Source organism: Clostridioides sp. ZZV14-6150, from assembly GCF_020657875.1.
GTDB lineage: Bacteria > Bacillota > Clostridia > Peptostreptococcales > Peptostreptococcaceae > Clostridioides.
The window spans coordinates 231787-245788 of the sequence record NZ_JAGWDA010000001.1 but is presented as its reverse complement, the minus strand read 5'-3'; the positions used below and the strand labels follow the sequence as shown (position 1 = coordinate 245788).

Genomic DNA, 14002 nt, shown 5'->3' with positions numbered 1-14002 from the left:
TGTGGAAAAATTAAAATGTTATCAAGTGTTTTTAATATAGTTTTAGCATAAAGTTACCCCTAAAAGTATAAGATTGAGTAGCAATTATCACCTATTTGTATATTTACATAAGCTTGTTTAATATAAATTTTACATGGATTTTAGTAATAGATGATATTTGCACTCAATTTTATATCTAATAATGAATAAGAAAATTATGAAATCTAACTATATATTATCTAACCACGTATTAATAGTGTACTGTTTATGCTATTTATGTAGTAGAATTGGGCTTTCCTTATATGTATTTCAATTTATATTGTTTGATTGTTTTTCAAACACATATCGTTAAAAAATTTATATACTTATGTTCATGTATCAATTGATATTCTTAATTTTGGTAATAATTGCTGTAGTTTACATATTAGAAGATAGAAATAAGATAAATAAAATAAAAAATAAGTCTATAAGATATGTTGAGTTAAATAAAGTTTATACAAAATATTAATACATAGCTGTTTAAATTATTGTCTATAAATTAAAATGAATGGTGGTGAGTTGAGTGACCGATTTAGTTAACACCATTAATGGAATTGTTTGGTCACCTGTATTAGTTGCAATGTGCTTATGCATAGGATTGTATTTTTCACTGAAATTAAAATTTTTCCAAATAAAAGACATAAAAGAGATGTTTACTCTTTTACTTGAAGGAGATAGTTCTCAAGTTGGTATATCATCGTTTCAAGGGTTTGCTACATCAATGGCTGGTAGAATTGGAACTGGTAATATAGCTGGTGTGGCTGTAGCAATAGCAATGGGAGGTCCAGGAGCATTAGTATGGATGTGTATAATGGCTACATTAGGATCGGCAACTGCATTTGTAGAATCTACTCTAGCTCAAATATATAAAGATGAACATGATGGGCAGTACAGAGGTGGTCCTCCATATTACTTTGAAAAAGGTCTTGGATGGAAAAGATGTTCAATTTTATTTTCAGTAGTTGCAATTATAAGTTATACATTTTTTATGCCTGGGACGCAATCAAATACTCTATACTTAGCAATGAATCAAGCATTTGGATTTTCAAGAATGACAATTGCAGTTGCATCTTCTATTGCATTGGGAATAATAATTTTTGGAGGAATTAAAAGAATTGGTTTATTTGCTGAAAAAGTAGTACCTATAATGGGTGGAGCATATCTTATCATGACAATAGTGATAATCATAGTAAATATAAATTTAGTTCCAGATGCTATTATAACGATGTTTAAATCTGCATTCGGGTTTGGTTCAATGTTTGGAGGCATGTTAGGTGCAGCAATATCTTGGGGAGTTAAAAGAGGTATATATTCAAATGAAGCAGGCGAAGGTTCTGGAACTTATGGTGCAGCGGCAGCAGAAGTAAGTCATCCAGCTAAACAAGGATTGGTTCAAGCTTTCTCTGTTTATGTGGATACATTATTAATATGTATGGCTACAGGTATTATGATTATAATAACAGGAAAATACAATGTTACAGGAGTTTTAACTGCACTACCAGGTGTAGAGCCAGGTCCACAATATGTGCAGAGTGCAATAAATACATTACATCCTCAATTGGGTGATATTTTTATAGCAATAGTTTTATTATTATTTACCTTCACAACATTATTAGCATTCTCATATATGATGGAGACCAATGTATCTTATTTGGTAACTAGAATTAAAGCACAAAAACATGAAAAGCACATAATAAATGTCTGTAGATTTATGCTTATAATATGTGCAGCAATGTGTTGTTTTATAGAACCACTTACAAGTTGGGCATTAGGCGATATATGTATAGGTGTTTTAACATATATAAATTTAATTGCTATCTTTACACTGCAAAAGCCAGCTATAAAAGCATATTATGATTACCTAAGACAGAAAAAATTAGGAATAAAGAGAGCTGATAGGATTTTTAATCCTGTTGAATTAGATATAAAAAATGCTGAATTTTGGGAAAATAGATGCTTAAAAGAGAGTGAGCATAAATTAAATTAATTATTTGTGAAGTATTTTATATAGATATTTTAATTAAATTTTCAAAATAGATATCACAGATATATAAGTTCAATATAATACATAATAGTAGAATTATAAGTTTTGATTGATATGTTTATATTTTTACTTATTAAATGTTTGATTTATACATGTAGAAATATATATTTATATTTAAAACTGTTATTTTAAAGGATAGTATATATAGTAAGATTGTTTATTTTAATAGATAAAATAATAGATAGAAAAATTTATACTGTTGAATAAGTCGTTAGGTTTTACAATAAGTGTAGAAATCGTTTTAATGCAGTAAATATAAATTTGTTCTATCTTATATGAATAAATATATAAATTAATTTTAATGGGAGGTAAGGTTGATATGAAGGAAAAAATAATACAAGTGGCGGATTTAAAGAAAGAAAAAGTTTTGGAGCTATGTCAATCTTTGTATGATGAACCAGAAATTGCTCTACAAGAGTATAAATCTGCTAAAAAAATATCAGAATTTTTAAGAGAAGAAGGTTTTGAGGTTGAAGAAAATTTAGCAGGTATGGCTACAGCTTTTAAAGCAACTAAGAAAAATGGTGATGGTCCAAGAATAGTTTTTATAGCAGAATATGATGCTCTTCCAGGAAATGGTCACGCATGTGGTCATCATCTGATAGCATCTATGGGAGTTGGAGCTGGAATAGCTCTTTCAAGTATATTAGATACTTATGAGGGAGAAGTGAGTATAATTGGAACTCCTGCTGAAGAAACTGGGGATGGAAAGCCTTACTTAATAGAACATGGTGTATTCGATGGTTATGATGCTGCAATGATGATACATCCAAATTCAAAAACTTGTGTAAGTCCAGAAATTATAGCTATTGGTGGATTAGATTTTGTATTTACTGGTAAAGCATCTCATGCAGGAGCTAAGCCATATAATGGAATAAATGCACTAGATGCAGTTGTACTATTATATAACAATGTTAATGCGCTAAGACAACAGTTAGTAGATGGAACTAGAATCCATGGTATAATATTAGAAGCAGGAACCGCTGCAAATGTAATACCTGATAGAGGAAAAGTTAGATTAGAAATAAGAGCAAAAGAACAAGACTATTTTGATGAGGTTGTAGAAAAAGTAAAGAACTGTGCTAAAGGAGCAGCAATAGCAACTGGATGTGAACTAGATTTTTACCATTTTGAACCTACATGTCAAGGGTTGAATGAAAATAAAGTTTTAATAAATATATTTAAAGATATAATGCAAGAATTTGGGATTGTTGATGAAGAAGAACAAGTAATGCTTGGTTCTACTGATATGGGAAATCTTAGTCAAATTATGCCATGTATACATCCTTTGATAAAATTCTCTGAAAATGGTGAAGAACTACATACAAAAGAATTTTTAGAAGCAGCTATAAAGCCATATGCAAAAAATAGAGTAATTGATGGAATAAAAGTATTAGCTTTGACAGGATTACGTTTATTTGAAGAACCAGAAACACTAAAAAAAATGAAAGAAGAGTAAATTCTAACAAAGGGGATTAGGCTATGACTAATAAGAGTGAGAGCAAAAAGAAAAAATTAGCATTCCCAGATGCATATGTTTTGATGATAGGTTTAATTATATTTGCAGCAATTATGACCTATATTGTTCCCTCTGGAACCTATAACAGAATAGAAGATTTAAATAATGGAAATATGATTGTACAAGCGGGAAGCTTTACATATGGAGAACAACATCCAGTTAGTTTAATAGACTTGTTTAGAGCTATACCAAGTGGGCTTGGAAAAAATTCTGTAACAGTTTTCTTTGTACTTATTATTGGTGGTGCATTTGGTATAGTAAATTCTACAGGTTCATTGGACGCATTAATTGGAAGGGTTATCTCTAAGAGTCAGGGAAGTAAAAGAGGGGAAATTATTATTACTTGCTTAGTACTTACTTTTGGATTAGCTGGTGGAGTTGTAGGTATGTATGAAGAATGCATAGCATTTTTACCAATTTTGATGACATTATGTATAGCTTTAGGTTATGATGCTTTAGTGGCTGCGGCTATTCTCTTATTGGGACTTGCATCAGGATATGGTTCAGCTACAATTAATCCTTTTACAGTAGGATTAGCTCAAGGTATTTCTGGATTACCACTTTTTTCAGGAATGTGGTTTAGATGGATATTTTGGATTTGTACAATGATTTTACTTTCTGCATATATAATTTCTTATTGTAAAAAGATAAAAAAAGACCCAAGTAAAAGCTTAGTATCAGATATTGATTATAGTCACTGGCAAATTGATGAGTCTTCTGTTGGGGATAAGTTGTCTTCTGGAAATATTAGAGTATTAGTTACATTCTTTGGAGGGATACTCGTTCTGATGATATTGATTGTAAAATTTTCTTTAGGAATGTCAGATTTATCAGCTTATTTCTTTGCTCTAGGAATTTTATGTGGAATAGTCTATGGTATGAGTCCAAATAAAATTGCTTCTGGATTTGTAAAAGGAATGCAAGAGATGGTCTATCCAGCTATTTTGATAGGATTTGCATCTAGTATAGTAGTTATATTAGAGCAAGGAGTAATTTTAGATTCGATAGTTCATGGATTGTCATTAGTATTAAATTATGTTCCTAGGATTTTTAGTGGAGGAGCAATGATGATTATGCAGTCTGTAATCAATTTCTTTATACCTTCAGGTACAGGTCAAGCTATGGTAACTATGCCACTTATGGCTCCACTTGCAGATGTTATTGGAATACCTAGACAAGTTGCAGTTTTAGCTTATCAAATGGGTGATGGATTTGCAAATGGAATAGTACCAACACTAGGAGTTCTTATGGCTGGAATATCTATTGCTCATATCCCTTATACAAGATGGTTTAAATTTGCATCAAAGATAATACTTATGGAATTAGTTTTAGGGTTTGTATTTTTGATGATTGCAGTACAAATTAATTTAGGTCCTTTTTAGATAATAAATATTTTTATAGAGGCTTTAAAGAAAGAATATATTAAAAGTTGAGTCTTTTAAATTAAAATATATTTTGCTAAATTTAAATTAAATAGAATCTCGAAAATAAACGGTGAACTTTGTAAAGTTCACCGTTTTAGTTTACTATTTTTTATTTAAATGTGTATTTATAACTTTGACTAGTTTAGTAATGTCTATTAATTCAGAAATAAGTTCATTTATTATTTATAAATTTGTTATAGCAAAAAATATCATGAAAAGATATATTTTAGGTGCTAAAATCAAATATACATAGATACTAGAGGAGGAAGATATATGGAAACTTTAAAAGTAAGAAATATTGAATTATGTGGAACGAATTATGAAATAGGATATGAACTTGGAAAATCAATTGTAGATATACCAGAATTAATAGGAAGTCAAATTGGTAAACCTAATGTTTTAACTAAAGAAGAAGAAAAGTATATGAAAGAGATATTTGATAAATACTGCCCAGGTCTTAATGAAGAATTACAAGGTTTTGCTGATGCTATTCATGTAAATCAGAATCAAATTTTATACTATACTATGACATATCTTAGACCAGGTTGTAGTCAAGTTGCACTAGCACCAGAATTAACTGAAAGTGGTCATGTACTATTTGCACGTAATTTTGACTTTTCACACAAGATGGAGGATTTTGTGTTATGCGAAACTAAGGTAACTGGGAAATATGCACATATTGGGACTACAGTAATGCAGTTTGGTAGAACTGAGGGAATGAATGAATGTGGTTTAGGTGTAAGTCAGTCATCTTGTGGTTTACCTGTAGGTAATTCAGAAGGACTGAGAAAGCCAGCTATTGTAGGTTTACAATTTTGGGCTGTTATTAGATATTTGTTGGAAAACTGTAAGGATGTAGATGAAGCATTGGTATATATAGAAGATATGCCAATAGCATATAATATTAATTTATTGATTGCAGATAAGTCTGGAAATATTGCACTTGTAGAAACTTTAGATGGAAGAAAAGAAGTAAATAGAATAAATAAGGCAGAAGATAAAAGAGAATCATTTTTACATTCTACAAATCATGTCCATATTGATGAACTTCATAAATTTGAGCCACAATCAATGAGCAATTCTATTCATAGATACAAATTAATTAAAGAATATATAGAGAGTTCTAAAAAGATTGGCGAGAGAGATTTAATGAATTTATTGACTTCAAAATATCCAAAAGGTCTATCTTGTAATTATTATAATGATTTTTTTGGAACTTTAAAAAGTATAGTTATGGACTTAAATACGGGAAAATTTAATATCTTATGGGGTGGATTAGAAGATAATGGATGGAATAGTTACTATCTAAATGACAATTTTAAGTGTACAACGCAACTTATAAATATAAATATAGAGAAAGTACCAGCTGATTTTTTTAAATTAATTGAATAAGAAATACTCTAATTATCTTAGATAGTTAGAGTATACAAAATAAAATGAAAGTGATATATTATGTTGAATTGTTTATTATATTTTAGTATAGTAAACAAAATAGTATTACTTGAAATATTATAATATTTGAGAATATTAAAGAGGATAGAGGTATAATATTGGATTACTTAAAATATTTTGAAAAAGCTATAATATATATTGAAAATAACTTAAAAGAAGATATAAGTGTAAATGATGTAGCAAAAGAATCTGGATACTCGTATTATCATTTAACACGTTTATTTAAGTCCATGTTTGGTGAGAGTGTAGGAAGCTATATAAAAAAAAGAAGATTAGTTAATAGCTCAAAAGAACTTTTATATAGTGATAAAAAGGTAATAGATATAGCAATTGATAGTGGTTTTGAATCTTCAGAAGCATTTAGTAGAGCATTTAAAGCTATATACAAGGTCAGCCCTATAGAATATAGAAAAAATAGAATAGATGTATTTGTTGGGAAGAAGAAAAAGCTAGAATTAGATTTTATGAAACACTTAGTCGAGAATGTAACAATCAAACCAGTTATAAAAAAGATAGATTCAATAAAAGTAATTGGTATAAGAGATAAAGTAATATTAGAAGATGACTCATTACCTAGCTTATGGGAAAGATTTAGAGAAATACATCATATGGTACCAAACACTTTGCCATCAAATAGAGCATTTGGAATTTGTGAAGCAGCTCCACAAATACATCTACTTAGTGAAACTATGGAATTTAACGAAATAATAGGGCTTGAAGTTAGTAGCTATGAAAGTATACCAAGTTTATTTGTTTCAAAAAATATTGATGGAGGAAAATACGCTGTATTCACTCATACTGGTAGCTTGGACAAGCTAGATAAAACTTATGAATATATATGGGGAACTTGGTTCTTAAGCACAAAGGAAGAAATTGATATAAGAGATGATTTCGAAATATATGATGAAAGATTTTTAGGACCTGATAATGTAGATTCACAGATTGATATTTGTATACCTATAAAATAACTGTAAATAAAACTAAAAATAAATTGAAATAGAAAATAGATGCTCAGAAAAGGGCATCTATTTTTTTATTTATATCAGCTATAGACGATTTTGATAATAAAATAAATAAAAACAAGTTCTTAAATTTTTAAGAAAAATTTAAAATATAGTCGAAATAAAATTTGTATATTTCTGAAAATTCTAATTAGTACAACTTTTTCCTTTGCAAAGTTGAAAAAAGATGTATTAATTTATCAAAAATATTATATTAAAATGATATTAATCAAACAAAAACATTTATAATAATAGTATATCTTACAGAAAAAGAATGTAATTTGTAGAATTAAAGCTGGTTAATCAAATTAAAAATTTAAAGAAATTATAGGGAGGTTATAATCTTATGGAAAACGTTATTACAGGTCTAAGTAAAGGTGCAGAGTGGTTTATTGGTTTATTTCAAAAGGGAGGAGAACAATTTGTAGGTCTTATTTCAGGCACTCTTCCAACCTTAATTGTTTTAATGGTAGCTATTAACTCATTGATTAAAATAGTTGGTGAAGAAAGAGTAAATAAATGGGCTTCTAAACTTGGAAGAAATGCTTTTACAAGGTATACTTTACTTCCATTAGTGTCAGTATTTTTCTTAGGAAATCCTATGTGTTATACATTTGGTAGATTTCTAAAAGAGGAACATAAAGCAGGATTTTATGATGCAGCTGTTTCATTTGTACATCCAATTACAGGACTTTTCCCACATGCAAATGCAGGAGAACTTTTTGTATGGCTAGGTATTTCAGCAGGTTTAACTACATTAGGTAAGGAAACAACTACATTAGCATTATGGTATTTTATAGTTGGTCTAATTGTGATTTTTATAAGAGGTGTAGTAACAGAAAAAATGTATGCATTTTTAACAAGAAAAAATAAAGTAACAAATAAGGCTTAGGAGGGATTTAAAATGGATGAAAATAGAATATTAAAAATAGAAAAGGGAACTTCTGGTTGGGGAGGACCTTTGTACATAAAAAAAGAAGCAACTAGAAATAAAATATTGTCAATGACTGCTGGTGGTATTCATGAAGTGACATTAAAAATAAAAGAATTATTGGATTGTGAGGTTATAGATGGATTTAAAACTGGAATTCCTGATGAAGAGGTGGCAGTAGTTATTATTGATTGTGGGGGAACAGCAAGATGTGGGGTTTATCCAAAGAAGAAAATACCTACAATTAATGTAAATCCAGTGGGAAAAACAGGCCCTTTAGCAAAATTTATAACTGAAGAATACTATGTATCAGATGTTAATACTAATTGCATAAGTATTGTAGATGGGGAAGAAACACCAAAAAAATCTCAAGAAAATAAAAATGAAAGCCAAAGCTCTATTAGAAAGCCTGATAATTATAATGAAGTAAAATCAAAAGCTCAAGAAGAATATGCGAAGAAAAACATAATACTTTCTATTGGACAAGGAGCAGGACAGGTAGTATCAAAGTTTTATGATGCAGGTAGAGATACTATCCAAATGATAATGAATAACGTAATACCATTTATGGCATTTGTAAGTATGCTTATGGGAATTATATTGGCATCTGGGTTAGGTGATTGGATTGCAAAGGTAATATCACCACTTGCAGGAAATATTGGTGGCTTGTTAGTTATATCAATAATTTGTACACTTCCATTTTTATCACCTATATTAGGCCCTGGAGCAGTTATAGCACAGGTAGTAGGTACTCTTGTAGGAACACAAATTGGTCTTGGTGCAATACCAGCATATTTAGCACTTCCTGCTTTATTTGCAATAAATGGGCAAGCTGGTTGTGACTTTGTCCCAGTAGGATTAAGTTTAGGAGAAGCAGAACCAGAAACCGTGGAATATGGTGTACCAGCATTATTTTACTCTCGTTTAATAACTGGGCCAATATCTGTCATTATTGCGTATGGAGTCGCAGTATTTGCATTGAGATAGTATTTAACATTACTATAAGATTTAAACTTGATTAATAAAATTGTAAATACAAACTTAAGCTAGTCAAAATTTTAGTTAATGAAAGACTAGCTTTTGTATTATTAATTAGGAGTGATTATTGATTTAGATTAATACTAAATTTTCCTCTAGCAAAGTGAAATTTTATGTATTAATTTGGTTTCAAGTTTGTACTAGAATGAAATCAAGGAGGAGATACAAAATGAATGTAACTGAGAAAATTCCTTCTATTGACCGCAAAATATTTAAGATATTGATTATGTGTAGTAAAAAAGAGTTTGTAAGTATTAATTCAATAGCAGACGAATTGAATGTTACAACTAGAAGTGTAAGAACATATATAAAGCAATTGAATAAAGATTTAGGAAGTGACATAGCAATAATAAAATATATAAAAGGTCAAGGCTATAAATTAGAGATAAAAGATAAGCGAATACTCAATAAGATTATTGATGTGAATAAAAAAAGTGTATTTTCATTAAATTCAAAGGAAGATAGGGCAGAGTTTATACTAAATTATTTGATAGAACTAGATGGATTTATTACACTGGATAGTCTAGCAGATGAGATGTGTATAGGAAGAACTACCTTGGTAAATGACTTTCAATATGTAGAAAAGGTATTAAATTCTTATAATTTGAATTTAGTAAAAAAGCAAAATACAGGAATGAAATTACATGGCAGTGAACTTGATATTAGGTTACTTATATTAAATCAGTTGTATAAAGACTCAAGAAAAGATTTAAATAATTCTAAGTACTTTAAATGTATTAAAAAAGAAGAAATTGTAAATTTAGAAGAAGAATTATTGACTTTATTTAAAAATAATAATTTTTATGTTACAGATGAAATGCTCAGAGAAATTTTTAATTATATAGTAGTTTTAATGTATAGAGTAAAAGAACAGAAGATAATAAAAGAGTACGATGTAAAATTTGATTTACTTAAGTCATATGATGAGTATCTTATTGCTAGGGAAATAAAGAATATTTTATCAGAAAAATTTGAACATATTTTAAATGATGAAGAAATTATTTATTTAACTATACCATTAGTAAGTGGAAATGCACCAGCATCAGAATGCGCTTTAAATAGTAGTAGAATTAATAAAAATATTGATGATTTAATGGAAAGCATATTTAATCAGATATATGTTGATATGGGTATTTTTATAAATGAGGATGAATTAAGGGTAGGACTTGGATATCATCTTAGTTTTACACTAAATAGGCTATTATTTAATATAAAATTAAAAAATGTCTTGTTAGAAGAAATCAAACAAAACTATATACTTCCATTTAAGCTGGCACAAATAGCAGGAAAAGTAATAGAGAAAAAATATAATCTAGAAGTCTCAGAGGATGAAATTGGTTATATAGCAATTCATTTCAGTGGATATTTAGAAAGAAATAGTAGTAGATTTTATTCAATTAAGAAAATAGCAATTATATGTGGGACAGGTCTTGGAACAGCAAAACTATTAAAAATAAGAGTTGAAAAGTTGATAGGAAATAATCCTAAAATTGATACTCTTTCAAGTTTTAACTTGAGAAATATTAATTTAGATGAATACGATATAGTTTTTACAACTATTGATTTAGATACATCAAATATAAATACAATAGTATTAAAAATCAATACAATATTTGATGAAAATAAATTGAGGGAAGAATTAAAAACAGTATTATGCCTAAGAGAAGGCAACATAGATACTACTGATTCTCCAAATTTACTAATAAATAATTTATTAAATGAAAATAACTTTATGATATTAAATGAAAAAACGATACTTGCTTCCTTAGAGAAAATGATGGACAATCTTATGGATTTAGGATGTATTGATGATAATTTTAGAAAAAATATAATCAAAAGAGAAGAAAAATCTCCTACAGTTTTTGATAAAGGTTTGTTATTTCCTCATGCTGTAAATGAAAAGTCAGATAAATTTTTAATGGCAGTTGGGATTTTAGAAGAGCCAATAGTTTATGCAAATAGAAGTATAAAAATAATACTTATGACGATGTTTCCATGTGAGGACAAGGTGGATTCAGATTTATTGGTAAAGATTTATGAAGAAGTTTTAAAAATAGGACAAAATGTAAAATTAACAAATAAGATAAGTAAATGTAGAAGCTTTGTAGAATTTAAAAAAGTATTGATTGAGAATATTATATAGGTTTTGTATAGGATTTAAAAAACAAATTAATTTATGAAAGGTGTGTAAATATGAAACTACTTATAATTTTATTTGTTGTTTATGTTTTAAATACTTTATTTGTAATGAAACAAAATAAACTATATTTCAAAGCTTTAAATAAAGCTAAAAAAATGGGCGATATAGTGTCTACAGGAAAAAAGAAAAGTTATTTTTCTAAAGGAAGTATAGCTATTATATCTTCAGATTCAGAGGGATTTATAAAGTGTGGAGAAATTTTAAAAGGTCGCACAGTAATGGCTAAGTTTAAAGAGATTGAAGATATAAAAGGATTAGATATATATAGTGCAGAGCAAAAATTTAAAGATGAAGAAAGTATTGTACAAGCTATAAAATTTATAAAAGAAAAAATAAATATTTCTTTTAATTAATCTAATATAAATTATCAGGAGGGATATCATGAAATATGAAGTTAAGATAAGTGGGATAGGCAGTTTAGTTGAAGAATTAATAAATGAAAGCAACTGTCTTATTATATACAATGAAACTATTAATGATGAAGATTTGAAAGATATATCTGTAATTCATTCAATATCAACATTAAAAAGTGATGTTGAAATAGGGGATACACTTACAATAGGAAATCGAGATTATTGTATAGTTTCAGTTGGTGATATTGCTCAAAATACTCTTAGAGAAATTGGTCACTGTACAATTAAATTTGATGGAGAAGATAAAGTAAATTTACCTGGAGAAATACATGTAGAAATTGGAAAACCAGATATAAAGATTGGAGATTTAATAACTATTTATTAATTTGAAAAAATAAAATTATTATAACAGGAGGAATTGATATGTTAGATTTAAACAGAAAACTTGCAAAGTTAGAAGAAGAAGGTAAAAAAATAAAAGTAGCTCTTATAGGTGCTGGTCATATGGGTAATGGAATGGTAAGTCAAATGGCAAATATGAAAGGAATGGAAGCATCTATTGTTGTAGATATAAATCTAGAATTAGCTCGTAAAGCATTTACTGATGCAGGTATAGAAGAAGAAATTATAGATAATGTAACAAATGAAACAGATGCAGAATTAAAATTACAAGAAGGAAAAGTATTAACATGTAATGACTTTCTTGTAGCTTGTAAAACAAAGTCAATAGATGTAGTTATAGATGCAACAGGAGGTATTGCAATTGGTGCAGAAATAGCACTAAATGCTATTTTAAATAAAAAACACATAGTAATGTTAAACGCTGAAACTGATTGTGTTGTTGGGCCAATACTTAAAAAATTAGCAGATGACGCAGGAGTAATATTTACAGGTTCTGCAGGAGATGAACCAGGGGCAGTAATGGGTCTATTTAATTTTGCAGATGCAATGGGATTTGAAGTTAGAGTAGTAGGTAAAGGTAAAAACAATAAATTAGATTTAGACTGTAATCCTGATACTGTTAAAGAAGAAGCAGAAAGAAAAGGAGCTTCACCTCATATGATAGCTTCTTTTAAAGAAGGTACTAAAACAATGGTAGAAATGGCTTTAATGTGTAATGCAACTGGATTTGTACCTGATGTAAGAGGTGGACATGGTATTGAAGCTACAGTTAATGAAGTACCTAAGAAATATGCATTAAAGAGCGAGGGTGGAGTATTAGATAATTATGGTGTAGTTGATTTTGTAAATGGTATAGCACCTGGTGTTTTCGTTGTAGTTGCTCATAAATTAAAAGCAGTTAATGATGAATTAAAATACTTAAGTATGGGTGATGGACCTAATTACATATTATATAGACCATATCATTTATGCAGTTTAGAAACTCCTTTATCAGCAGCAATGGCAGTTTTAGAGCATAAGGCTACAATAGTGCCTAAAGCTGGATTAGTTGCAGAAGTTATGACTATAGCTAAGAAAGACTTGAAAAAAGGTGAGTATATGGATGGATATGGTGCATATACATGCTATGGTACTATAGAAAAATATGATGTTGCAAAAGAAATGAATGCTGTGCCTATTGGTTTAATTAGTAAAAAGACTAAGGTTATTAAAGATATTAAAAAGGGTGAAGTTATAACATATGATATGGTAGAGATAGAAAAAGATACTACTTTATATCATTTAAGACAATTACAAGAAAAAATATTTGGATAAAATTTATTGCAGAATAATATAATATAGATGATGTTATTTAAAAGAGGGTTGATGGTTATTTTAAAATCAGCCCTTTTAAATTTTTTTATATTTTTTGAGAGGGTGTTTTACTAAATCTTATTTTATAGTTTGTTTACAGTTGCAAATCTTACTAGTAGGTTTAATTTAAATTAATTCTGCAATTTTATATTCATATTTAAGACAATATAATTAAAAATTTTAATATAAAATGAATTAAATTAGCCAATTATGTATTATAATATTAACTGTAATACTAATATAGTTCTATTAATTAAAGAAATATCC

Annotated in this window: 11 protein-coding genes; all 11 read left to right on the top strand. The window is 28.4% G+C overall.

What is annotated here, in order from left to right; translation table 11 throughout:
* Positions 1-541 precede the first annotated feature (541 nt).
* The 11 genes from KGF41_RS01100 (at position 542) to KGF41_RS01050 (ending at position 13696) form a co-directional block, all read left to right on the top strand.
* Complete coding sequence (locus tag KGF41_RS01100) at positions 542-2005, top strand: alanine/glycine:cation symporter family protein (RefSeq protein WP_227828233.1); 1464 nt, start codon at positions 542-544, stop codon at positions 2003-2005.
* Between the two features lie 376 nt (positions 2006-2381).
* A complete protein-coding gene (locus KGF41_RS01095; protein ID WP_227828234.1) occupies positions 2382-3521 on the top strand; it encodes a M20 family metallopeptidase in 1140 nt (379 codons plus the stop codon).
* A gap of 23 nt (positions 3522-3544) precedes the next feature.
* Positions 3545-4963: a YfcC family protein gene (locus tag KGF41_RS01090; RefSeq protein WP_227856274.1), complete on the top strand. Its 1419-nt coding sequence runs from the start codon at positions 3545-3547 to the stop codon at positions 4961-4963.
* 315 nt (positions 4964-5278) lie between these two features.
* Entirely contained in the window at positions 5279-6397 is a 1119-nt protein-coding gene (locus KGF41_RS01085; protein ID WP_227856273.1) for a C45 family peptidase, read from the top strand.
* 158 nt (positions 6398-6555) lie between these two features.
* Positions 6556-7425 (top strand): AraC family transcriptional regulator, encoded by an 870-nt coding sequence (locus KGF41_RS01080; protein WP_227828236.1) that lies wholly within the window; start codon positions 6556-6558, stop codon positions 7423-7425.
* Positions 7426-7804: 379 nt separating this feature from the next.
* Complete coding sequence (locus KGF41_RS01075; protein ID WP_227828237.1) at positions 7805-8350, top strand: PTS glucitol/sorbitol transporter subunit IIC; 546 nt, start codon at positions 7805-7807, stop codon at positions 8348-8350.
* Positions 8351-8362: 12 nt separating this feature from the next.
* Positions 8363-9376, top strand: a complete 1014-nt coding sequence (locus KGF41_RS01070) for a PTS glucitol/sorbitol transporter subunit IIB (protein WP_227828238.1) — start codon at positions 8363-8365, stop codon at positions 9374-9376.
* Between the two features lie 220 nt (positions 9377-9596).
* Positions 9597-11570, top strand: a complete 1974-nt coding sequence (locus KGF41_RS01065) for a BglG family transcription antiterminator (RefSeq protein WP_227828239.1) — start codon at positions 9597-9599, stop codon at positions 11568-11570.
* Between the two features lie 50 nt (positions 11571-11620).
* Positions 11621-11980: a transcriptional regulator GutM gene (locus tag KGF41_RS01060; protein WP_227828240.1), complete on the top strand. Its 360-nt coding sequence runs from the start codon at positions 11621-11623 to the stop codon at positions 11978-11980.
* 28 nt (positions 11981-12008) lie between these two features.
* Positions 12009-12365 carry a PTS glucitol/sorbitol transporter subunit IIA gene (locus KGF41_RS01055; RefSeq protein ID WP_227828241.1) on the top strand — a complete coding sequence of 119 codons (357 nt, stop codon included), beginning with the start codon at positions 12009-12011 and terminating at the stop codon, positions 12363-12365.
* 38 nt (positions 12366-12403) lie between these two features.
* Positions 12404-13696 carry an NAD(P)-dependent oxidoreductase gene (locus KGF41_RS01050; protein ID WP_227856272.1) on the top strand — a complete coding sequence of 431 codons (1293 nt, stop codon included), beginning with the start codon at positions 12404-12406 and terminating at the stop codon, positions 13694-13696.
* Positions 13697-14002: the final 306 nt, after the last annotated feature.